Genomic DNA, 20,396 nt, shown 5'->3' on the forward strand with positions numbered 1-20,396 from the left:
TAATACTGTCTACTTATACAGTTGTTCGTGGCCGTCCGGCCGCCCTGACTTCGCGAGGACTTCAATGGACGAGAACAAGAAGCGCGCCCTGGCCGCGGCCCTGGGACAGATCGAACGCCAATTCGGCAAAGGCGCGGTCATGCGCATGGGCGACCATGAGCGCCAGGCGATCCCGGCCATCTCCACCGGCTCCCTGGGCCTGGACATCGCCCTCGGCATCGGCGGCCTGCCCAAGGGCCGGATCGTCGAGATCTACGGTCCGGAATCCTCGGGCAAGACCACCCTGACCCTCTCGGTGATCGCCGAGGCCCAGAAACAGGGCGCCACCTGTGCCTTCGTCGACGCCGAGCACGCGCTCGATCCCGACTATGCCGGCAAGCTGGGCGTCAACGTCGACGACCTGCTGGTCTCCCAGCCGGACACCGGCGAGCAGGCCCTGGAAATCACCGACATGCTGGTGCGCTCCAACGCGGTCGACGTGATCATCGTCGACTCCGTGGTCGCGCTGGTACCCAAGGCCGAGATCGAAGGCGAGATGGGCGACGCCCACGTCGGCCTGCAGGCACGCCTGATGTCCCAGGCGCTGCGCAAGATCACCGGCAATATCAAGAACGCCAACTGCCTGGTCATCTTCATCAACCAGATCCGCATGAAGATCGGCGTCATGTTCGGCAACCCGGAAACCACCACCGGCGGTAACGCACTGAAGTTCTACGCCTCGGTCCGCCTGGACATCCGTCGTACCGGCGCGGTGAAGGAAGGCGACGAGGTGGTGGGTAGCGAAACCCGCGTCAAGGTGGTGAAGAACAAGGTTTCCCCGCCGTTCCGCCAGGCCGAGTTCCAGATCCTCTACGGCAAGGGCATCTACCGTACCGGCGAGATCATCGATCTGGGCGTGCAATTGGGCCTGGTCGAGAAGTCCGGCGCCTGGTACAGCTACCAGGGCAGCAAGATCGGCCAGGGCAAGGCGAACGCCGCCAAGTACCTGGAAGACAATCCGGAAATCGGTTCGGTACTGGAGAAGACCATTCGCGACCAGTTGCTGGCCAAGAGCGGCCCGGTGAAGGCCGACGCCGAAGAAGTGGCTGACGCCGAAGCCGATTGAGGCCAATGGCGATCGTGCTCGATACGCCCGTCGCCGTGCGGCGGGCGGCCATGGATCTGCTGGCGCGCCGTGAGCACGGGCGCGCCGAGCTTTCCCGCAAGTTGCGCCAGCGTGGCGCGTCTGCCGAGTTGATCGATCCTGCCCTCGACCGCCTGGCCGAGGAAGGTCTGCTCGACGAATCCCGCTATCTCGAAAGCTTCATCGCCAGTCGCGCCCGTAGCGGCCATGGGCCGTTGCGCATCCGTGAGGAACTGGCGCAGCGCGGTCTGCCGCGCGCCGATATCGAAAGGGCGCTGGGTGCCTGCGAGGTCGACTGGAGTGCGCAATTGCGTGAGGTCTGGCGCCGCAAGTTCGCCCGCCTGCCGCAGGACGCCAGGGAAAAGGCCCAGCAGGGCCGCTTCCTGGCGTACCGGGGTTACTCCATGGAGTCGATCAGCCGCCTGTTGAACGGCCGCAGCGACGATTGAGCGCGTGCCGGAGCGGCAGCTTCAGTCCCAGTTTTCCGGCAGGTTGATGTAGTCCAGCAATTCCCGCAGCCGCCCCTGGTCGCGCCCGTTGAACACGAAGGCGAGGCGGGTCAGGTTGCGGAACTCCGGTTCGTCCTGTTCCTGCTCGCTGTAGGCCTGCTGCTGGAAGCCGCCGCTCAGGCAGAGGCTGGCGAAGTGTTCGTGCAGGTGCGCCAGCGCGGCTTCGTTCAGGGCGTGGTTCAGGCGAATCACGAAAGTGCCTTTCAGCCAGCGGCTGGAGTGGAAATTGCGGTAGAACTGGGCGATTTCCTTCACCGCGTCTTCGGCCGAATGCACCAGGCGCATCAGGCGCATGTCGGCCGGCAAGATATAGTGATTCTCCAGCAACTGTTCCTGCATGAACTCCAGGGCGTGTTCCCAGTAGCGGCCGCCCGGCTGGTCGAGCAGCACGATCGGCACCAGCGGACTCTTGCCGGTCTGTACCAGGGTCAGCACTTCCAGTGCCTCGTCTAGGGTGCCGAAGCCGCCGGGGCAGAGCACCAGGGCGTCGGCTTCCTTGACGAAGAACAGCTTGCGCAGGAAGAAGAAGTGGAACGACAGCAGGTTGCCGCTGCCGTCCACCGTATGGTTGGCGTGCTGCTCGAAGGGCAGGGTGATGTTGAAGCCCAGGCTGTTCTCCAGCCCGGCGCCTTCGTGGGCGGCGGCCATGATGCCGCCGCCGGCGCCGGTGATCACCATCAGATCGTAGCGGGCCAGTTCCTCGCCCAGCTTGCGCGCCAGGGCATAGACCGGATGTTCGACCGGCGTGCGCGCCGAGCCGAACACGGTGACCTTGCGTCGCCGCTTGAACTGCTCGAGGACGCTGAAGGCATGCTCCATCTCGCGCAGGGTCTGCAGCATGATCTTGGCGTCCCAGCGGTTGCGGTCGGCCTGGGCCATGCGCGTCACGGTGAAGAGCATCTCGCGGTAGAGCGCGAGATTGGGGCTGTCGCCGGGAGCCGCAAGGGCCGCCAGTTCGTCGACCTTCCGCGCCAGGTCGGTGCCGCTGGTCTGGAAGTGCCGGGAAAGATAGTCATCGGCTTCGTAGGGCATTCGCATACTCCTTCTACAACCACCCTGGACAGGCGGTCATCCGCATACTGCCACGGACTGCGTGACAGTTGCGGACGGCGGCTCAGATCTCGATGCGTTCGCCGGGCTCGGGTATCTCGGCATCCCAGTCGAGGCGCTCGCGGATCGCGCCCCGCAGCGCTTCCATCTTTTCCCGCTCGCCATGTATCAGGTATAGCGCGGGACGGTGGGCGAAGTGAGCGACCCAGTCGAGCAGCTGCGATTGCCCGGCGTGGGCGGAGAAGCCGCCGAGGGTATGGATCTGCGCCTTGACCGCGATGCGCTGGTGGAACACGCGAACCGCGCTGGCGCCGTCGACGATGTTGCGGCCCAGGGTGCCGCGCGCCTGGAAGCCGGGGAATACCACATGGCATTCCGGGCGCCAGAGGTTGTGCTTGAAGTGATGGACGATACGGCCGCCGGTGCACATGCCGCTGCCGGCGATGATGACCGCGCCGCTCTTGATCCGGTTGATCGCCATCGACTCGTCGGCGCTGCGGGTGACGCGCAGCACCGGCAGCCATTCCTCCAGGCGGGTGGTGCCGGTGCCGCGAATGTACTCGCGGTCGCGGTCGTCGAACTCGTTGCTGTGGCGCAGGTAGATGCCATTGGCACGGGCGGCCATCGGGCTGTCGAGGAATACCGCCTGTTGAGGCAGGCGGCCCTCCTGGTAGAAGCGGCCGAGGTAGTAGAGCAGGTCCTGGGTGCGACCGACGGCGAACGACGGGATCAGCACGTTGCCGCCGTCGCGATGCGCCTGGTCGAGAATCGCCGCCAGTTCCTCCAGGGTGTCGTTGCTGTCGCGGTGATCGCGATCGCCGTAGGTGGATTCGAGCATCACCACGTCGGCCCGGCTCAGCGGCGAGGGCGCGCGCATCAACGGCGAGCAGGTGTTGCCGAGGTCGCCGGAAAACACCAGGCGGCGCGGTTGCACCTGGTCGTGGAATTGCACTTCGACGATCGACGAGCCGAGGATGTGCCCGGCGTTGTGAAAGGTCACCCGCACGCCGCGAGCGACCGCCACTGTGCTGCCGAGGCTGATCGGCCGGCGCAGCTTGAGCGCGCGTTCGGTGTCGGCCTGGGTATACAGCGGCTTGATGCTCGGCTTGCCGATCCGGTTGCGCCAGCGGTTCTCCCACTCGGCGTCCTTTTCCTGGATGTGCGCGGAGTCCAGCAGCATGAGTTCCAGCAGTTCGCAGGTGGCCTCGGTGGCGAAGATCGGGCCCTTGAAGCCCTCGGCCGCCAGGCGCGGCAGCAGGCCGCTGTGGTCCAGGTGGGCGTGGGAGATGACCACCGCGTCGATGCTCGCGGGATCGAAGGGGAAGGGCGCGCGGTTGCCGTTGTCGGCTTCGCGGCGCCCCTGGCGCATGCCGCATTCGAGCAGGACCTTCACGCCATCGAGGGTTTCCAGCAGATAACAGGAGCCAGTGACCTCCTGGGTGGCGCCTAGAAACGTCAGTGATGCCATCGAGCCTCCTCCGTCAGAGCTCTGTCGACACCCCGATACCTTTCGGGGATCGTGGAATGCCATGGAACCTTCGTACAGGGCCAGGGTGAACGAATCGGGGGCGGGGAGCTTGATGCAGGTCAGCGCCCTTTGCCGTGTGCTGCCTAGACTGCAAGGCACCACTAGGGAGGCTACCCACCATGAGTCAGATTCTGCCCAGTCAGGACGAGTTGCTTGCCCATGCGGCGGCCGAGCCGGCGTTTGCCGCGTGGCTGCAAGGCCATGGTCCGCTCCAGCATAGCGCAGAGACCCGCGCCGCCGTGTTCCGCACCGCTCATCAATTGGTCCAAGCCGGGCTGCAACCGGACCTGGCCAGCGTCTACCAGCTGTTCCGCGCCCTCGACCGGCTGACCGCCAGCGCCCTGCGCATCGTCGTGCACATGACCTACGCCCGGCGCATCCGCCTGGACGGCCAGCCGTTGCAGGCCGAGGATTTCAAGACACAGCCCGAGGGCCACACCGGCGGAGCCCTGAACATGGTCCCGGCCTACGCCGGCTATCTGGCACTCAACGTCCTGACCGGCAAGACTCGCGCCTGGCTGATGGGCCAGGGCCATTGCGTGGCCGCCATCGACGCGCTGAACGTCCTCACCGGCAACCTGCACCCGGAGCAGGAGCGCGCCTATGCCGACGGCGAGGAAGGGCTGAACCGCTTGCTGCAGGACTTCTACGGCTACGCCCAGGCCCCCAACGGCGCACCGGCGGCGCCACTGGGCAGCCACGTGAATCCGCATACCGCCGGCGGTATCGCCGAGGGCGGTTACCTCGGCTTCGCCGAATTGCAGTACGCGCACATGCCGCTGCCCGGCGAGACCCTGGTGGCGTTCCTCTCCGATGGTGCCGCCGAGGAACAGCGCGGCAGCGACTGGATTCCGCGCTGGTGGCGAGCCGAGGATTGCGGGGCGGCGCTGCCGGTGATGATCGCCAATGGCCGGCGCATCGAGCAGCGCACCGAGCTGGGCACCCATGAGGGGCTGGAGGGCTTCAAGCTGCATCTGCGCCGCTGCGGCTTCGATCCGATCAGCTTCGATGGGCGCGACCCGGCCGCCTTCGTCTGTACGCTCTGGGAGATGGAGCAGCGCCTGGAGCGGCGCGTGCAGGAGAAGAACAGCGGCATCCTCCGCTACCCGCTGCCGATTCCCTACGGCATCGCCGAGACGGTCAAGGGCTTCGGCTTCTATGGCGCCGGCAGCAACGCCGCGCACAACCTGCCGCTGCCGGGCAATCCGCATAACGACGAACAGGCCCGGCAACTGTTCAACCAGCATGCAAACGAACTCTGGGTCGAGCCTGAGGCTCTCGAATTGGCCCGCCGGCTGTTCGCCGAGCAGCGCGGCGAGCGTCCCCTCGAACGGGACAACCCGCTGGCCCTGCGCCATCCCATCGAACCGATCATCCCGCCGCTGCGCTATCGCGACGACGCCTGCTCGCCGATGGCCGCGCTGGACCGCTTCTATACCGAACTGGTGGAGGCCAACCCCGACCTGCGCGCCCGGGTCGGCAATCCCGACGAATTGGCCAGCAACCGCCTCGGCGGCGTGCTCAAGGCGCTCAAGCATCGGGTCAGCGAGCCGGAGAGCGAACTGGAATCGGTGAGCGGTCGGGTCATCACCGCGCTCAACGAGGAGGCGGTGGTGTCCGCCTGCCTGGCCAACCAGGGCGGACTCAACCTGGTTGCCAGCTACGAGGCGTTCTGCGTGAAGATGCTCGGCGCGGTGCGCCAGACCCTGATCTTCGCCCGCCAGCAGAAGGAAGTCGGGCGTCCGGCCGGCTGGCTGGGCTGGCCGCTGGTCGCTACTTCGCATACCTGGGAGAACGGCAAGAACCAGCAGTCGCACCAGGACACCACCTTCTGCGAGGCCCTGCTTGGCGAGATGAGCGACATGGTCCGGGTGCTCTTCCCGGCCGATCACAACAGCGCCCTGGCGCTGCTACCGACGATCTACCGCAGCCGGGGGCAACTGGCCTGCCTGGTGATCCCCAAGCGCGACCGGCCGATGGTGTTCGAGGCCGTCCAGGCCGAGCGCCTGGCCCGCGACGGCGCGATCCTGGTCGAGGAGCGCTGCGGCTCCGATCCGCTGCTGCTGATCGCCAACGGCAGCTACCAGCTCGAACAGATGCGCCGCGCCGCGCAGCGCCTGGCCGAGGCGGGGCAGGCCTACCGGCTGGTCTACCTGCAGGAGCCGGGACGTTTCCGCGCGCCGCGCGATCGCTGGGAGGTCGAGGCGGTGGCCGACGAGGCGCTGGTGGAACGACTGTTCCCGGATAGCCATGAGCGCCGCGTGCTACTCACCCATATGCGCGCGGAAGTGGCGCGCGGTCATCTTTGGCCGATCCTGCCGGATGCCCGGCGCACCTCGGTACTCGGCTATCGCAACCGCGGCGGCACCCTCGACGAGGCGGGCATGCAGTTCGCCAACCGCGCCTGCTGGGGCAACGTGCTGGCGGCTTGCGCCCGCTTGATGGAGGTCCCGCGCACCGCGCTGCTGACCCCGGAGGAAGCGGCGGCGGTGGCCGGCAAGGGCGATCCGGCGTTGTTGCGCTGAGTTCGGCTGCGTATCGGCGGATAACGTCTGTGGCGTTATTCGCCCTGCCGAACGGGGGCGGGTGTCTGGCGAAGGCAGGGTGTGGGCAGGGTATCGGCGGATAGCGTCGGCGACGTCATTCGCCTACGGAGCGGGGGGACGAAGCGGCTTGAGCAGCCCGTCCAGCCCGTCGATCTTCAGTTCCAGGGTCAACTGCATCAGCCGCCCGAGTTCACCAGGCGGGAAGCCTTTCTTGTAGAACCACAGCAGGTACTCCTCCGGCAGGTCGACCAGCATCCGTCCCTGGTACTTGCCGAACGGCATCGGCGTCCTGGCGATCTTCAGCAGATGCTGCTTGTCCAGCATGGCGACCGCGCGGCGCGCTTACTTCTTGCCCTGGATGCGGCAGCTGCCGGCATCGAAGCGTTCGGTGGCGACCGGCTGGTTGGTCTTGTACTCGGTGAAGCTGTAGGTGAGGATCGCGCCGCGGGCGAGCAACTGGCGATAGCCGGTGTTGCTGCACACGCTATCGCCGAGCTGGCTGCGCACGCTGTCCGGGTTGGAGCGCATGCGCTCGGCGTGGCTGGCGCGTACGCTGAGGTGATTGATCAACTGGTTGCCTTCGACGGTGTAGCCCTGGTCGAGGATGTCTTCGTTGATGGCGCGGGGAGTGCCTACGCTGCTTTCCTTGGCCACTTTCTCCAGCATCTTGCTCAGTTCGAAATCCTTGAGCGAGGCGGCATGGGCGGCGGTGGGCAGGACGAAACAAAGGGCAAGGGCCATGAAGCGCGACATCGAAGATCTCCTGGGGCAATAAGCGGATTCGACCGATGGAGGGGGCGAATTGTTTCCGTCGGCCCATTCCCGGGACGGACGGTGGCGAATGGGCGCCATGTTACCGCGTTCGGGGCGGGGCACGGAAACGCAAAAGGGCGACCGAGGGTCGCCCTTTCGTCGATAGCGGTGCGGATCAGCGCAGCTTGATCTCTGTCCAGAGCTTGTTCAGGGCGCGTCGCTGGCGCGAGTTCAGGTCCTTCAGCGGCTCCAGCCTGGCCTGGGTGGTGGCGTCCGGGAACAGGGCGGCGAGCGTCTTGATTTCCGGCTTGATGAAGGGCAGGGCGGCGGCGTTGGGCGTGCCGGTACCGATCTGGTTGGTCAGCTCGGAAGCGTTCCGACCGTCGAGCATGAAGTCGATGAAGCGGTAGGCCAGGTCAGGGTTCTTCGAGCCCTTGTGGATCACCATGTTGTCGATGGCCAGCACCGCACCTTGGCGGGGCAGGGCGAAGTCGACCTTGAAGGCGCGGCCGGCAGCCTCCGCGTCGGCCCTGGCCTGGTACATGTCGCTGGAGTAGCCATGGGCGACCCAGATGTTGCCCAGGGTCAGCTCCTTGATATAGCTCGACGAGTTGAACGCGGCCCAGTACGGCTTGGCCGCGAGGATCAGCGCCTGGGCTTCCTTCCAGTGCTGCGGGTCGGTGTCGTTGGCGGAGTGACCGAGGTACTTCAGGGCGGCGCCGAACAGTTCCTGCGGGTCGTCCATCACCGTGACCCTGCCCTTGATCTTCTCCAGGACCGCCGGGTCGAAGATCACCGACCAGTCGGCGGGGTCGATGCCCAGCTTGTCCAGCTCGGTCTTGTTGTAGCCGACCAGGGTGGTGGTGAAGGCGTAGGGCAGGGAATAGCGGTTGCCCTTGTCGAAATCCTTGTCGAGGTAGCCCGCGGCCTCGTTGTTCAGGTTCGCCAGGCGACTCTTGTCCAGCTCCAGCAGGTCGCCCTTGCGGATCAGCGCCTCGACCGCGTTCTGGGTCGGGATGATCACGTCGTAGCCGCTGGCCCCGGCGGCCAGCTTGGCCATCATTTCCTCGGTGCCGGAATAGAACTCCTGCACCAGCTCGCAGCCACATTGCTGCTCGAAGCGTTTCACCGTGTCCTCGGCGATGTAGTCGTTCCAGTTGAACAGATACAGCTTCTCGGCGGCGGTGGCCTGGGCGGCTCCTGCCATGAGGGTTGCGACGAGCAACAGCTTTTTCATCATGGTTCCTTGTTACGGGGTGGCAGGGCTCCGGAAACCGGAGCAGGGCAAGGCCGCGGGCCTCTCCGGGAGGCCCGCGGGTTTCGGCGGATCAATGGCCCTTGATGGCGCTGGGGGAGAGTTTCGAGGCGATCACGATCAGCACCAGGGTGAGCAGCATCAGCAGGGTGGAGACGGCGTTCACTTCGGGCGTCACGGCGATCTTGATCATGGTGTAGATCTGCGTCGGCAGGGTGGCGAATCCGCCGCCGGCGGTGAAGAAGGTGATCACGAAGTCGTCGATGGACAGGGTGAAGGCCATCAGCGCGCCGGCGACGATGCCCGGCATGATCAGCGGCAGGGTCACCAGGCGGAAGCTCTGCCAGGGCGTGGCACCGAGGTCGCGGGCCGCCTCGGTGAGGCTTTCGTCCATGCCCGACATGCGTGCCTGCACCACCAGGGCGACGAAGCCGACCGAGAAGGTGATGTGCGCGAGGGTCACCGAGAGCATGCCCAGGCTCATGTTCAGGCCGATGAAGAAGATCACCAGCGAGACCCCCATCAGGAGTTCCGGAATGGCGATCGGGGTCAGCACCAGCAGGGGCAGCACGCGCAGCTTGAAGCGATGCAGGGCGACCCCGGCGAGGGTGCCGAGCAGGGTCGCCGCGCTGGCCGAAACCAGCGCGATGACCAGCGAGTTGGCGGCGGCCTGGAGCATGTCGCGGTTGCCGAACAGCTTGCGGTACCAGTCCAGGGTGAAGCCCACCCACTCGGCGTTCAGCCGCGAGTCGTTGAAGGAGTACAGCACCACGATCACCAGCGGTACGTAGAGGAACAGGTACACCAGCGCGGTGGCGCTCCAGAGCAGGTAGGGCCTACGCATGGGCGCCTCCCTTGCGGGCGCGCGCGGCGCCCATGCCGAGGGCGACCAGCAGCAGGATGCAGCCGGTCAGGGCGATCGACAGCGCGCTGCCGAACGGCCAGTCGCGGGAGTCGAGGAACTGGCTCTTGATCAGGTTGCCGATCATGATGCCGTCGGTACCGCCGACCAGGTCGGGGATGGCGAACATTCCCAGCACCGGGATGAATACCAGTGCCGCGCCGGCGGCCACGCCCGGCAGCGAGAGCGGGAAGGTCACCCGCCAGAAGCGTTGCCAACGACCGGCGCCGAGGTCCTGGGCGGCGTCCAGCAGGGCCGGGTCGTGTTTCTCCAGGTTGGCGTAGAGCGGCAGGATCATGAACGGCAGGTGCACGTAGACCATGCACAGGATCACCGCGAACGGGGTGAACATCAGGCTGATCGGCTGCGCGCCGAACAGGTCCAGCGCGGCGTTGATCCCGCGGGTCAGGGCACCGGACGGCGAGAGGATGATCATCCAGGCGTAGACGCGTACCAGCAGGTTGCTCCAGAACGGCAGGATCACCAGCAGGATCAGCAGGTTGCGCCACTTCGCCGGGGCCCGGGCGAGGGTGGTCGCCACCGGGTAGGCGAGCAGCAGGCAGGCCAGGGTGGTGACCAGGGCGTAGCCGAAGGATTTGACGAACAGTTGCAGGTACACCCAGCTCTCGGTGAGCCGGGTGTAGTTCTCCACGCTGAGGTCGTAGACGGTCTGCCCGTCCTCGCTGTACATCCAGGGCGCCAGGCCGCCGTAGTCGCCGGGAAAGCGGAACGAGGCGAACAGCATGATCAGCGCCGGAACCAGGAAGAAGAACAGCAGATACGCTTGCGGCGGCCAGACCAGCAGCCACTTGCCGAGGTTCTTTCTCATCGTGTCAGGCCCTGACCAGATGGCCGGCATCGAAGCGCCAGGCGGCTTCCACCGCGTCGCCCACCTCGAAGAACTTGGCTCGGCCGGGCGTGGCGTTGGGCAGCAGGGTTTCCAGGCGCTCGCCGTTCTCCAGCTCGACGATGTACAGGGTCACGTCGCCCAGGTAGAGCAGTTCGGCGACGCGACCGCGGAAGTGCACCTCGTCGCTGTCGGCGGTGACGCTCTGCGCCAGGCGGATCTTCTCCGGCCGCAGGGTCAGCACGCAGGCCTCGCCGGGCTGGGCGTCGAAGGATTTCAGCGCCTGGACCTCGCCCAGGCCCCGGAGGTCGATGCGCACGCGTTCGCCGTCGACCGCCTCGACCGTGGCGTCGAGCAGGTTGCACTGGCCGATGAAGTCGGCGACGAAACGACTGCGCGGGAAGCTGTAGATGGTTTCCGGGGCGTCCAGTTGCTCCACCCGGCCCTGGTTCATCACTGCGATGCGGTGCGACAGCGCCAGGGCTTCGCCCTGATCGTGGGTGACATAGACGAAGGTGATGCCGACGTCCTTCTGCAGGTTGATCAGTTCGATCTGCATTTCTTCGCGCAGCTTGGCGTCCAGCGCCGACAGCGGTTCGTCGAGCAGCAGCAGGCGCGGCCGGTTGACCAGCGCGCGGGCGATCGCCACGCGCTGGCGCTGGCCGCCGGAAAGCTGTGTCGGCATGCGCCCGCCCTTGTCCGCCAGGCGTACGTCCTTCAGGGCCTGTTCGACGCGGGCGTCGATCTCGCTCTTCGCCACTCCGGCCATCTTCAGCGGGAAGGCGATGTTCTGCGCTACGCTCATGTGCGGGAACAGCGCGTAGCTCTGGAACACCGTATGCACCGGGCGCTTCTCCGGCTCGACGCCGGCGAGGTCCTGGCCGTTGAGGCGGATCTCGCCGCTGTCCGGCTGGTCGAAGCCGGCGAGCATGCGCAGGAGGGTGGTCTTGCCGCACCCGGAAGGGCCGAGGAGGGTGAAGAATTCGCCGGTGTTGATCGTCAGGCTGACATTGTCGACGGCGGTGAAGTCGCCGAAGCGGCGGGTCACGTTGCGGATCTCGAGCAAGGGGGGCGTCACTCGTCTGGAGAGGCAGTAAGGTCAGCGGGCGGAGCCGGCTGCCCGGTGTCGAAAAAGGGGGCGGATTATAGGGATCGCATCCCGCTCTAACTAGACGTCTGAGGCCCCTGTGAAGAATTTTTTTTCGCGGCCTCGGAAGTTGTCCGACAAAGCAGGAGCCACGCGGGCTCTGATAGAATTTCGCGGTCGCTTTCCAGCCCGTTTCCTCGAGTCTTCGATGTTCCTTCGCCCGTCCTTTCCGTATCGGGAGCCTGCCCGATGAGCCATGCCGTTTCCCGCTTGCGCCAGGAGCGCCTGGCGCGCAGCCTGAAACCCTTCGTCGCGCGCGGTTCGCGCATGCCGCGCTGCGAAGGCTGTCGGCTGCTGCCGAGCTATTGCATGTGCGCCTGGCGGCCGCGGGTCGAGGCGCGCGCCGGCATGTGCCTGGTCATGCACGACATCGAGGCGCTGAAACCGACCAACACCGGCTGGCTGATCGCCGATACCGTGGCCGACACCTTCGCCTTCGGCTGGTCGCGCACCGAGGTCGACCCGCGCTTGCTGGAGTTGCTGGCCGACCCGCAGTGGCAGCCATACCTGGTGTTCCCCGGCGAATACGTGGCGGCGGAGCGGGTGGTGAACGAGGTCGCCCCGCTGGTGGAAGGCAAGCGACCGCTGTTCATCCTGCTCGACGCGACCTGGACCGAGGCGCGCAAGATGTTCCGCAAGAGTCCCTACCTGGAGCCGTTCCCGGTGCTCAGCCTGCTGCCCGAGCAGCTCTCGCGCTATCGCCTGCGTCGCTCGACCCGTGGCGAGCACCTGTGCACCGCCGAAGTGGCGGCGCTGTGCCTGGAGCTGGCTGGCGACGAGGCCGCGGGCGAGGCGCTCGGCGCCTACCTGGAGGTGTTCAGCGAGCGCTACCTGGGCGCCAAGCGGCACATTCCGCTGGACGAGGCCAGCCCGGCGCACCGTGCCCTGGCGCCGTTCCGTGGCTGAGTGTCAGGCCGGGCGCGCTTCGGCGGCGAGCTTGCGCGGCCACAACTGCGCCACCAGCATGCCCGCCAGCATCAGCGCGCAACCGAAATAGCCGCGCAGGTGCAGGGTCTCGGCGAGGAACAGGGCGCCGGCGATGGCGGCGAACACCGCTTCCAGGGACAGGATGATCGCCGCATGGGAAGCGATGGCGTGCTTCTGCGCCACCACCTGCAGGGTGAAGCCGGTGCCGACGCCGAGCAGGCCGCCGTATAGCAGGGCGGGACCGGCCTGGACGATGGCGTCCCAGTGGATTTCCTCGAAGACCAGTGCCAGCAGCAGGCTGACCGCCGCGCAGGTGGCGAACTGCAGGAAGGCCAGGCGGATCGGGTCGTAGCGGCTGGCGAACAGGCCTACCAGCAGGACGTGCGCGCCCCAGACCACCGCGCCGGCCAGTTGCAGCCAGTCGCCGGAGGCGACCTGGAAGCCCGGGCCGATGCTCAGCAGGGCCATGCCGAGCACCGCCAGCGACGCCCCCAGCCAGGTGCCCGCGCCGGTGCGCTGGCCGAACAGCAGGCCGAGCAACGGCACGACGATCACGTAGAGCCCGGTGATGAAGCCGGAGTTGGTCACGCTGGTGAACAGCAGGCCGACCTGCTGCAGGTTGATCCCGGTGGTCAGGGCGACGCCGAGGATCACACCGGCGAGCAACTGTCCGCGATTGAAGGGTTGCGCGCCGTCGCGTCGCGAGCGCAGCATCAGCAGTGGCACCAGCACCAGGGCACCGAGGACGAAGCGCAGGCCGGTATAGAGGAACGGCCCGATGGCGTCCATCCCCAGGCGCTGGGCGACGAACGACACCCCCCAGATCATGGCGGTGATCAGCATCAGGACATCGGCACGCAGGGCTTGGCTTCGCATGGCTCGCTCGACGGGGCGGGGAGGGTCCGCCACTCTGCCAGCAAGCCGGGGTGTTTGAAAAGACGAACGCGGTGTACGAGGTATCCCTCATTCGGCTTGACCGGTCCGCCCTCGGTCGGCATCCTGAGCGCCGCCTCGGCTGGGCCGAACAAACTAGGACATGTCATGGCTTCTTACGAGATCCTGATCGCCGACGATCACCCCCTGTTTCGCAGCGCTTTGCACCAGGCCCTCACCCTCGGGCTGGGCCCCGACGTGCGCCTGGTGGAAGCCGCCAGCATCGCCGAACTGGAAGCGCGGCTGAACGAGAAGGCCGATTGGGATCTGGTCCTGCTGGACCTCAACATGCCGGGGGCCTATGGCTTCTCCGGCCTGGTGCTGTTGCGCGGGCAATACCCGCAGGTGCCGGTGGTGATGATCTCGGCACAGGAGGAGGCCGCGGTGGTGCAGCGCTCCCGCGAGTTCGGCGCCAGCGGCTTCATTCCCAAGTCCAGCCCGCTGGAAACCCTGCAGCAGGCGGTGCGCGCGGTGCTCGACGGGGACACCTGGTGGCCGCCGCAGGATGCCGCCGCCGAAGCCCTCAGCGAGGAGGCCAAGGCCGCCAGCGCCGGGCTCGCCAGCCTCACCCCGCAACAGTTCAGAGTGCTGACCATGGTCTGCGAAGGGTTGCTGAACAAGCAGATCGCCTACGACCTGAACGTTTCCGAGGCGACGGTGAAGGCCCACGTGACGGCGATCTTCCGCAAGCTCAACGTGCGCACCCGGACCCAGGCCGCGCTGCTGCTGCAACAAATGGAGACGGTTCCCGCTTCTCATTGAGAGACGGCTTAACGCTTTTTTGACCAGCCGGCGGCTAGACTGCCGGCCTTCCGAATCGATGAGAACCCGACGTGTCGCCTTCCCCCTTCAAAGGCCAGACCGGCCTCAAGCGTATCCTCAACGCCACCGGCTATTCCCTCGCAGGTTTCCTCGCCGCCTTCCGTGGTGAAGCCGCCTTCCGCCAACTGGTGCTGCTCAACGTGGTGCTGATCCCGGTGGCCTTCCTCCTCGACGTCAGTCGCGGCGAACGCGCGCTGATGATCGCGGTGTGCCTGCTGGCGCTGATCGTCGAGCTGCTCAACTCGGCGATCGAGGCCACCGTCGACCGCGTCTCGCTGGAACGCCACCCTCTGTCGAAGAATGCCAAGGACATGGGCAGCGCCGCGCAGTTCGTGGCCCTCACCGTGATCACCGTGACCTGGGCGACCATCCTGCTGGGCTGATCTACGCGGACATGAAAAAGCCGGAGGCAGCGATGCCTCCGGCTTTTTCTTGCGTGCGAGGGCGGCGGCTCAGGCCGCCGCGTCGAAGCTGTCGGCCCGCGCCATGTTCCACATGCGCTCGTAGAACTCGCCTTCGATCTTGCCGGACAGCAGTTCGCCCGGCTTGAGGAAGTAGTGCAGCTGCGAGAACAGGCGGATCTCGGTGTCGGTGATGCGTCGCACCAGGTGCTTGGCTTCGAGCTGCGAGGGATGTTCCAGGCCCGCCGCGGCGAGCATCTCGGCCAGGCCCTTGAGGGTGTTGCGATGGAAGTTGCGCACCCGCTCGGCCTTGTCCGGCACCACCAGCGCGCGCTGGCGCAGCGGGTCCTGGGTGGCGACGCCGGTCGGGCACTTGTTGGTATGGCAGCTCTGCGACTGGATGCAGCCGATGGCGAACATGAAGCCGCGCGCCGAGTTGGCCCAATCCGCGCCGGTGGCCAGGACGCTGGCGATGTCGAAGGCGCTGACGATCTTGCCGCTGGCGCCGACCTTGATCTTGTCGCGCAGGTTGAGGCCGACCAGGGTGTTGTGGACGAACAGCAGGCCTTCGCGCAGCGGCACGCCGATATGGTCGGTGAACTCCAGCGGCGCCGCGCCGGTGCCGCCTTCCTTGCCGTCGACGACGATGAAGTCGGGGAGGATGCCGGTCTCCAGCATGGCCTTGGCGATGCCCATGAACTCCCATGGATGGCCCAGGCAGAACTTGAAGCCGACCGGCTTGCCGCCGGACAGTTCGCGCAGCTGGGCGATGAACTGCATCAGTTCGATCGGCGTGGAGAAGGCGCTGTGGCGCGACGGCGAAACGCAATCCTCGCCCATCGGCACGCCACGGGTGGCGGCGATCTCGGGGGTGACCTTGTGCTTGGGCAGGATACCGCCGTGACCCGGCTTGGCGCCCTGGCTGAGCTTGATCTCGATCATCTTCACCTGCGGGTCGAGGGCCTGGGCGGCGAAGCGCTCGGGGTCGAACTTGCCGTCGCGGGTGCGGCACCCGAAGTAGCCGCTGCCCAGTTCCCAGACCAGGTCGCCGCCGTTCTCGCGGTGATAGGGGCTGATGCTGCCCTCGCCGGTGTCGTGGTAGAAGTTGCCCATCTGCGCGCCGCGGTTCAGCGAACGGATGGCGTTGGCGCTGAGGGCGCCGAAACTCATCGCCGAGACGTTGAACAGCGAAGCGGAGTACGGCTTGCTGCATTGCGGCCCGCCGATGTCGACGCGGAACTCGCAGGGATCGCTGAGCGGCGCCGGACGCATCGAGTGGCTGATGAATTCGTAGCCGGCGGTGTACACGTCGATCAGGGTGCCGAAGGGCTTCTCCGAGCTTTCGTTCTTCGCCCGCGAGTAGACCAGCGAGCGCTGGGCGCGGGAGAAGGGCAGGGCGTCGCCGTCGGCCTCCAGCAGGTACTGGCGGATCTCCGGGCGGATGCCTTCCACCAGATAGCGGATGTTGCCCAGGATCGGATAGTTGCGGCGCACCGCGTGGGGCGTCTGGATCAGGTCGAACAGGCCGAGCAGGCTCAGGGCCACGCCCAGCAGGGTGAACGGCCAGAGCCATTCGGTGCTGCCGAGGAACGGCAGGCTGAGCAAGGTGAACAGGGCGATACAGGCGAAAAACGCATAGCGACTGAGTAGCGACAGATTCATCACGTCTCCAATCTTCAGGCTTCGGTTCAAAATGGTAGTCACCTTCTTCGAGGCGTCTACGACGGGTTCCCCCCGCGCTAACCAAGCGCTGATTATGGGAAACAAACGGGGATAGAAAGCAAGCTAATAATTGTGTCTGGATGGTCGAGCAGCCGAATGGTCGCCGGGAACTCTTTCCGGAGTTGCGAATTATTCTTATCGGAGTAATATGTAACTATATAACATTATGTAGGAGGCATCCCCATGAAACCCGGCATCCATCCCGAATACCGTCCCGTCCTGTTCCATGACACCTCGGCCGACGTGTACTTCCTGATCGGCTCCACCGCGGAGACCGACAAGACCCATACCCATACCGACGGCAAGACCTATCCCTACGTGACCCTGGACGTTTCCAGCGCCTCGCACCCGGTCTACACCGGCGAACAGCGCAAGACCAAGAGCGAAGGCCGCGTGGCCGGGTTCAACAAGCGTTTCGCCGGCTTCGTCGGCGGCAAGGGGGCCTGATGAAAGTCCTCGCCTCGCTGAAACAGGCCAAGCTGCGCCATCGCGATTGCCAGGTGGTGAAGCGCCGTGGCCGGCTCTACGTGATCTGCAAGTCGAATCCGCGCTTCAAGTGCGTGCAGGGCCGGCCGAAGCCGAAGATCAAGCGCCGCTGAGCGGCGACGGGGCGGTCGCCCGTCCCGTCAGCCCTGGGCCTGGAGGAACAGGCCGAACAGCTCGGACTGCGACTTGATGCCGAGCTTGCCGTACATGTGCTTGCGGTGGACCTTCACGGTTTCCGCCGAGATCGCCAGCTTGCGGGCGATCTCCTTGCTCGAGCAGCCGCTGAGCATCAGCCTGCCGACCTCCAGTTCGCGCGCCGTCAGCGGCGTGCCCATCTGCTCCGCGACCTTCTCCAGCGAACCCTGCCAGCCCGGCTCCGGCGCCGCGGGGCTGTTCAACACTTCGTCCTCGAAGGCCAGGCGCTGGCGCATCAGCCCGGCCACCCAGGGCCGCACCAGGCCGAGCACGGCGAGTTGCTCGGGGGTGAAGCGGCGCCGCGAGCCGAGCGACAGGCAGAGGGTGCGTTCGCCGGAGAGCTGGACGTTGATCTGGATTTCATCGGCCACCACGTTGAGGCGGAAGTAACGCTGGTAGTAATCGGTCTGCTCGAAGCATTCCGGTGCCACGTCGGCCAGACGGAACAGGCCGCTGCACGGGTTCTCGCGGCTGGCGATGTAGAACGGGTCGAGCAGGTAGAGGCCTCGCAGGTAGTCCTGGAACAGCGGATCCGGCCCGCCGTCGGCGCCCGGGCATTCGGCGAACACCTGTGGCCGGCCCTGGCTGAACAGCAGGGCCACCCAGCTGTCGAACGGAACGTACTGTTCGAGCAGGCGTACCAGGCGAATCCAGAAGTCCGGCGCATCCAGCGCCTCGACCAGTTGCCCGACGGAGCGGTGCCAGGCGATGTCCTGCAAGGTGAAACTCATCTTCTACCCCTGTTGGGTTAACCCTCGGACGTAATTATCGGCGCGGGGAGCGCCAAGCATACTGTGCCGACCCCTGCATACGAACAGCGCGCGTGCCGAACAGCGCCGAGAACAACAAGGAATTCCGATGAAAGTCGAACTCGTCCAGATCGCCGGTCGCGATGGCGACACCGCGCACAACCTGGAACGCGCCCTGGCGGCCATCGCCGACTGTGCGGCGGACACCGAACTGGTGGTGTTCCCGGAAACCCACCTGACCGGCTTCCCCAGCGAAGACAACATCGCCGCCCTCGCCGAGCCGCTCGACGGCCCGACGGTCAGCGCGGTGCAGCGCGTCGCCCGTGAACGTAACGTTTCGGTGGCGATCGGCATCGCCGAGGCGGACGCCGGCCGCTATTACAACACCACCCTGCTGATCGCTCCCGACGGCATCGCCCTGAAATACCGCAAGACCCACCTGTGGGCCTCCGACCGCGGCATCTTCACGCCTGGCGACCGCTACGCCACCGCCCTGTGGAACGGCATCCGGGTCGGCCTGCTGGTGTGCTTCGACATCGAGTTCCCGGAAAGCGCGCGGGCCCTCGGCCAACTGGGTGCGGAACTGATCATCGTGACCAATGGCAACATGGACCCCTATGGCCCGACCCATCGCACTGCGATCATGGCCCGCGCCATGGAAAACCAGGCCTACGCGGTGATGGTCAACCGCGTCGGGCATGGCGACGGCGGGCTGGTCTTCGCCGGCGGCAGCGCGGTGGTCGATCCCTATGGCCAGTTGCTCTGCGAGGCCGGGCGCGAAGAATGCCGGCAGATCGTCGAACTGGACCTCGGCCGGTTGCAGGATGCGCGTCGGGATTACCGTTACCTCGAAGAGCGTCGCCTGGTCCTGCCCGGCGAGCGCCGCGAGCACCCGGACGGCCTGCGCGAACTGCTGATTCCCTGATTCACCGCGGCGCGACAGGAGCGTCGCGTCGTCCTCCGCCCGCCAGCGAGCGGGCGAGGATCGGCCCGGAAAGCCGTAGCACAACGATGGGCGCCCGAGCGTCCGCCGGTCTCCCAGGTGAGGGGAGGCCCCTGCGCCCCGCGGCCCGGCCGGCTGCGGGCCACTGCCATAACAAACGATAATTCCGGAGTAAGCAGTAATGGCCAGACTCAAGCGCACCCTGTCGCTGGGTTCCGTGGTGCTGTTCGGCATCGCCTACATGACCCCCATCATCGTCCTCGGGACTTTCGGCATCCTCGCCGAGACCACCCAGGGACACGTCCCCGCCGCCTACATCGCCGCTTCCCTGGCGATGCTCTTCACCGCCCTCAGCTACGGGCGCATGGCCGCGGCCTTCCCCGTGGCCGGCTCGGCCTATACCTACGTGCGCAAGGCCATCGATTCCCGGCTCGGCTTCATCGCCGGCTGGGCGGTGCTGCTCGACTACCTGTTCCTGCCGATGGCGATCTGGCTGATCGGCGCCGCCTACCTGCACTCGGCCTTTCCCGCGGTACCCAACGCGGTCTGGGTGCTGGCGTTCATCGGCGTGACCACGACGATCAACATCGTCGGCCTGCGCCTGGCGAAGAACGTCAATGGCCTGCTGATGCTGGTGCAGTTCCTGGTCCTCGGCGCCTTCGTCGCACTCTGCGTGCACTACGTGCTGGGCGACCCGGGCAAGCCGTTATGGTCACTGCAACCGTTGCTCGGTGGCGACCTGCAGGTGCCGCTGGTGATGAGCGGTGCGGCGATCGCCTGCTACTCGTTCCTCGGTTTCGACGCGGTCAGTACCCTGACCGAGGAAACCCGCGACCCGCGGCGCAACATCCCGCGGGCGATCCTGCTGATCACCCTGCTGGGCGGGTTGATCTTCATCGTCACCTCGTACTTCGTGCAACTGGCGCACCCGTCGTTCGCCTTCGACAGCGCGGACTCGGCGGCCTACGAGATCGCCCGCAACATCGGTGGCGACCTGTTCGTGACCTTCTTCCTGGTCGGCCTGATCGTCGGCCAGTTCACCTCCGGTCTCTCGGCCCAGGCCAGCGCCTCGCGCCTGCTCTTCGCCATGGGCCGCGACGGCGTCCTTCCGCGGCCGTTCTTCGGTCGTCTCGGCAAGCGCTTCGAGACGCCGGTGAACAGCATCGTCCTGTGCGGTGTGGGGGCCTTGCTGGCGCTACAGATGGACGTGACCACCTCCACGTCGTTCATCAACTTCGGCGCCTTCCTCGCCTTCAGCCTGGTCAACCTGTCGGTGGTCTTCCACTACTACCTTGGCGCCGAGCGCCGCGGTCCACGGGAAACCCTGTTGTTCCTGGTATTCCCTGGCATCGGCCTGGTCGCCGACCTGTGGTTGATGGCCAGCCTCGACCATCTGGCGATCATCCTCGGCCTCTGCTGGCTGGCGCTGGGCGCGGTGTACCTGGCGGCGATCACCCACGGTTTCCGCGAGCCGCCGCCGGAGATGCGTTTCGAGGAGGGCTGAGAAAGAATCGACGCCCGTTTCGCGGCGGCAAGGCGCAGGCTCCTGGCCTAGAGTG

General features: G+C 66.3%; 21 protein-coding genes. 10 read left to right on the forward strand and 11 right to left on the reverse strand.

The annotated features are described in order from the left end of the window. The first annotated feature begins 64 nt into the window (after positions 1 to 64). Positions 65 to 1,105: a recombinase RecA gene (gene recA, locus HMPREF2716_RS26675; protein ID WP_070622057.1), complete on the forward strand. Its 1,041-nt coding sequence runs from the start codon at positions 65 to 67 to the stop codon at positions 1,103 to 1,105. A 5-nt stretch (positions 1,106 to 1,110) separates the two neighbouring features. After that, positions 1,111 to 1,572: a recombination regulator RecX gene (gene recX / locus HMPREF2716_RS26680; RefSeq protein WP_003098485.1), complete on the forward strand. Its 462-nt coding sequence runs from the start codon at positions 1,111 to 1,113 to the stop codon at positions 1,570 to 1,572. Between the two features lie 21 nt (positions 1,573 to 1,593). On the opposite strand, the gene HMPREF2716_RS26685 is transcribed toward recX, so the two are convergent. Both HMPREF2716_RS26685 and HMPREF2716_RS26690 read right to left on the reverse strand, forming a co-directional pair. Further along, positions 1,594 to 2,664 (reverse strand): LOG family protein, encoded by a 1,071-nt coding sequence (locus tag HMPREF2716_RS26685; protein WP_003092255.1) that lies wholly within the window; start codon positions 2,662 to 2,664, stop codon positions 1,594 to 1,596. Between the two features lie 82 nt (positions 2,665 to 2,746). Further along, the gene (locus tag HMPREF2716_RS26690; RefSeq protein ID WP_023517891.1) at positions 2,747 to 4,150 is read right to left on the reverse strand and encodes an MBL fold metallo-hydrolase RNA specificity domain-containing protein; all 1,404 of its coding nucleotides are present in this window, start codon (positions 4,148 to 4,150) and stop codon (positions 2,747 to 2,749) included. A gap of 179 nt (positions 4,151 to 4,329) precedes the next feature. On the opposite strand from HMPREF2716_RS26690, the gene HMPREF2716_RS26695 reads away from it, so the two are divergent. Next, positions 4,330 to 6,735: a phosphoketolase family protein gene (locus HMPREF2716_RS26695; RefSeq protein WP_023517890.1), complete on the forward strand. Its 2,406-nt coding sequence runs from the start codon at positions 4,330 to 4,332 to the stop codon at positions 6,733 to 6,735. Between the two features lie 123 nt (positions 6,736 to 6,858). Here HMPREF2716_RS26695 and HMPREF2716_RS26700 read toward each other — a convergent pair whose 3' ends face one another. From HMPREF2716_RS26700 to HMPREF2716_RS26725, 6 genes are all read right to left on the reverse strand, one after another. Beyond that, complete coding sequence (locus HMPREF2716_RS26700) at positions 6,859 to 7,080, reverse strand: DUF3820 family protein (protein ID WP_003092249.1); 222 nt, start codon at positions 7,078 to 7,080, stop codon at positions 6,859 to 6,861. An 18-nt stretch (positions 7,081 to 7,098) separates the two neighbouring features. Then, positions 7,099 to 7,509, reverse strand: a complete 411-nt coding sequence (locus HMPREF2716_RS26705) for a quorum-sensing-regulated virulence factor family protein (RefSeq protein WP_003092248.1) — start codon at positions 7,507 to 7,509, stop codon at positions 7,099 to 7,101. A 175-nt stretch (positions 7,510 to 7,684) separates the two neighbouring features. Beyond that, positions 7,685 to 8,749, reverse strand: coding sequence for a polyamine ABC transporter substrate-binding protein (locus HMPREF2716_RS26710; RefSeq protein WP_009876906.1), 1,065 nt, complete (start codon positions 8,747 to 8,749; stop codon positions 7,685 to 7,687). 88 nt (positions 8,750 to 8,837) lie between these two features. Beyond that, entirely contained in the window at positions 8,838 to 9,608 is a 771-nt protein-coding gene (locus tag HMPREF2716_RS26715; protein ID WP_070622058.1) for an ABC transporter permease, read from the reverse strand. Next, positions 9,601 to 10,494, reverse strand: coding sequence for an ABC transporter permease (locus HMPREF2716_RS26720; protein WP_003092241.1), 894 nt, complete (start codon positions 10,492 to 10,494; stop codon positions 9,601 to 9,603). Before HMPREF2716_RS26720 ends, HMPREF2716_RS26715 begins: the two co-directional genes overlap by 8 nt. Positions 10,495 to 10,498: 4 nt before the next feature. Beyond that, complete coding sequence (locus tag HMPREF2716_RS26725; RefSeq protein ID WP_003119359.1) at positions 10,499 to 11,590, reverse strand: ABC transporter ATP-binding protein; 1,092 nt, start codon at positions 11,588 to 11,590, stop codon at positions 10,499 to 10,501. 258 nt (positions 11,591 to 11,848) lie between these two features. Between HMPREF2716_RS26725 and HMPREF2716_RS26730 the strand changes: the two genes are divergently transcribed. Beyond that, positions 11,849 to 12,565, forward strand: a complete 717-nt coding sequence (locus tag HMPREF2716_RS26730; protein WP_003098478.1) for a tRNA-uridine aminocarboxypropyltransferase — start codon at positions 11,849 to 11,851, stop codon at positions 12,563 to 12,565. Positions 12,566 to 12,568: 3 nt separating this feature from the next. On the opposite strand, the gene HMPREF2716_RS26735 is transcribed toward HMPREF2716_RS26730, so the two are convergent. Beyond that, positions 12,569 to 13,495 carry a DMT family transporter gene (locus tag HMPREF2716_RS26735; RefSeq protein WP_003119360.1) on the reverse strand — a complete coding sequence of 309 codons (927 nt, stop codon included), beginning with the start codon at positions 13,493 to 13,495 and terminating at the stop codon, positions 12,569 to 12,571. A 132-nt stretch (positions 13,496 to 13,627) separates the two neighbouring features. On the opposite strand from HMPREF2716_RS26735, the gene erdR reads away from it, so the two are divergent. Together erdR and HMPREF2716_RS26745 are read left to right on the forward strand one after the other, a co-directional pair. Continuing rightward, positions 13,628 to 14,281 carry a response regulator transcription factor ErdR gene (gene erdR, locus HMPREF2716_RS26740; RefSeq protein ID WP_003092229.1) on the forward strand — a complete coding sequence of 218 codons (654 nt, stop codon included), beginning with the start codon at positions 13,628 to 13,630 and terminating at the stop codon, positions 14,279 to 14,281. Between the two features lie 71 nt (positions 14,282 to 14,352). Next, positions 14,353 to 14,724: a diacylglycerol kinase gene (locus tag HMPREF2716_RS26745; RefSeq protein ID WP_003092226.1), complete on the forward strand. Its 372-nt coding sequence runs from the start codon at positions 14,353 to 14,355 to the stop codon at positions 14,722 to 14,724. Positions 14,725 to 14,793: 69 nt separating this feature from the next. Here HMPREF2716_RS26745 and HMPREF2716_RS26750 read toward each other — a convergent pair whose 3' ends face one another. Continuing rightward, on the reverse strand, positions 14,794 to 16,404 hold the full coding sequence (locus HMPREF2716_RS26750; protein WP_003092223.1) for an FMN-binding glutamate synthase family protein: 1,611 nt from the start codon (positions 16,402 to 16,404) through the stop codon (positions 14,794 to 14,796). A 243-nt stretch (positions 16,405 to 16,647) separates the two neighbouring features. On the opposite strand from HMPREF2716_RS26750, the gene HMPREF2716_RS26755 reads away from it, so the two are divergent. Both HMPREF2716_RS26755 and ykgO read left to right on the forward strand, forming a co-directional pair. Beyond that, on the forward strand, positions 16,648 to 16,911 hold the full coding sequence (locus tag HMPREF2716_RS26755; protein WP_003092213.1) for a type B 50S ribosomal protein L31: 264 nt from the start codon (positions 16,648 to 16,650) through the stop codon (positions 16,909 to 16,911). After that, positions 16,911 to 17,063 (forward strand): type B 50S ribosomal protein L36, encoded by a 153-nt coding sequence (ykgO, locus tag HMPREF2716_RS26760; RefSeq protein ID WP_003092209.1) that lies wholly within the window; start codon positions 16,911 to 16,913, stop codon positions 17,061 to 17,063. Before HMPREF2716_RS26755 ends, ykgO begins: the two co-directional genes overlap by 1 nt. 27 nt (positions 17,064 to 17,090) lie before the next feature. Here ykgO and HMPREF2716_RS26765 read toward each other — a convergent pair whose 3' ends face one another. Beyond that, entirely contained in the window at positions 17,091 to 17,876 is a 786-nt protein-coding gene (locus HMPREF2716_RS26765) for a helix-turn-helix transcriptional regulator (protein WP_003092207.1), read from the reverse strand. Between the two features lie 127 nt (positions 17,877 to 18,003). Between HMPREF2716_RS26765 and HMPREF2716_RS26770 the strand changes: the two genes are divergently transcribed. After that, the gene (locus HMPREF2716_RS26770; protein ID WP_003092205.1) at positions 18,004 to 18,819 is read left to right on the forward strand and encodes a carbon-nitrogen hydrolase family protein; all 816 of its coding nucleotides are present in this window, start codon (positions 18,004 to 18,006) and stop codon (positions 18,817 to 18,819) included. 199 nt (positions 18,820 to 19,018) lie between these two features. Further along, on the forward strand, positions 19,019 to 20,341 hold the full coding sequence (locus HMPREF2716_RS26775) for an APC family permease (protein WP_070622059.1): 1,323 nt from the start codon (positions 19,019 to 19,021) through the stop codon (positions 20,339 to 20,341). The last annotated feature ends 55 nt before the right edge of the window (positions 20,342 to 20,396 follow it).

Source organism: Pseudomonas sp. HMSC076A11 (genome assembly GCF_001810205.1).
Taxonomy (GTDB): Bacteria; Pseudomonadota; Gammaproteobacteria; order Pseudomonadales; family Pseudomonadaceae; genus Pseudomonas; species Pseudomonas aeruginosa.

Excerpts from the sequence above, each read along its gene's own strand:
- recA (WP_070622057.1), top strand. The coding sequence starts at position 65 with ATGGACGAGAACAAGAAGCGCGCCCTGGCCGCGGCCCTGGGACAGATC.
- recX (WP_003098485.1), top strand. The coding sequence starts at position 1,111 with ATGGCGATCGTGCTCGATACGCCCGTCGCCGTGCGGCGGGCGGCCATG.
- HMPREF2716_RS26685 (WP_003092255.1), bottom strand. The coding sequence starts at position 2,664 with ATGCCCTACGAAGCCGATGACTATCTTTCCCGGCACTTCCAGACCAGC.
- HMPREF2716_RS26690 (WP_023517891.1), bottom strand. The coding sequence starts at position 4,150 with ATGGCATCACTGACGTTTCTAGGCGCCACCCAGGAGGTCACTGGCTCC.
- HMPREF2716_RS26695 (WP_023517890.1), top strand. The coding sequence starts at position 4,330 with ATGAGTCAGATTCTGCCCAGTCAGGACGAGTTGCTTGCCCATGCGGCG.
- HMPREF2716_RS26700 (WP_003092249.1), bottom strand. The coding sequence starts at position 7,080 with ATGCTGGACAAGCAGCATCTGCTGAAGATCGCCAGGACGCCGATGCCG.
- HMPREF2716_RS26705 (WP_003092248.1), bottom strand. The coding sequence starts at position 7,509 with ATGTCGCGCTTCATGGCCCTTGCCCTTTGTTTCGTCCTGCCCACCGCC.
- HMPREF2716_RS26710 (WP_009876906.1), bottom strand. The coding sequence starts at position 8,749 with ATGATGAAAAAGCTGTTGCTCGTCGCAACCCTCATGGCAGGAGCCGCC.
- HMPREF2716_RS26715 (WP_070622058.1), bottom strand. The coding sequence starts at position 9,608 with ATGCGTAGGCCCTACCTGCTCTGGAGCGCCACCGCGCTGGTGTACCTG.
- HMPREF2716_RS26720 (WP_003092241.1), bottom strand. The coding sequence starts at position 10,494 with ATGAGAAAGAACCTCGGCAAGTGGCTGCTGGTCTGGCCGCCGCAAGCG.
- HMPREF2716_RS26730 (WP_003098478.1), top strand. The coding sequence starts at position 11,849 with ATGAGCCATGCCGTTTCCCGCTTGCGCCAGGAGCGCCTGGCGCGCAGC.
- erdR (WP_003092229.1), top strand. The coding sequence starts at position 13,628 with ATGGCTTCTTACGAGATCCTGATCGCCGACGATCACCCCCTGTTTCGC.
- HMPREF2716_RS26750 (WP_003092223.1), bottom strand. The coding sequence starts at position 16,404 with ATGAATCTGTCGCTACTCAGTCGCTATGCGTTTTTCGCCTGTATCGCC.
- HMPREF2716_RS26755 (WP_003092213.1), top strand. The coding sequence starts at position 16,648 with ATGAAACCCGGCATCCATCCCGAATACCGTCCCGTCCTGTTCCATGAC.
- ykgO (WP_003092209.1), top strand. The coding sequence starts at position 16,911 with ATGAAAGTCCTCGCCTCGCTGAAACAGGCCAAGCTGCGCCATCGCGAT.
- HMPREF2716_RS26765 (WP_003092207.1), bottom strand. The coding sequence starts at position 17,876 with ATGAGTTTCACCTTGCAGGACATCGCCTGGCACCGCTCCGTCGGGCAA.
- HMPREF2716_RS26770 (WP_003092205.1), top strand. The coding sequence starts at position 18,004 with ATGAAAGTCGAACTCGTCCAGATCGCCGGTCGCGATGGCGACACCGCG.
- HMPREF2716_RS26775 (WP_070622059.1), top strand. The coding sequence starts at position 19,019 with ATGGCCAGACTCAAGCGCACCCTGTCGCTGGGTTCCGTGGTGCTGTTC.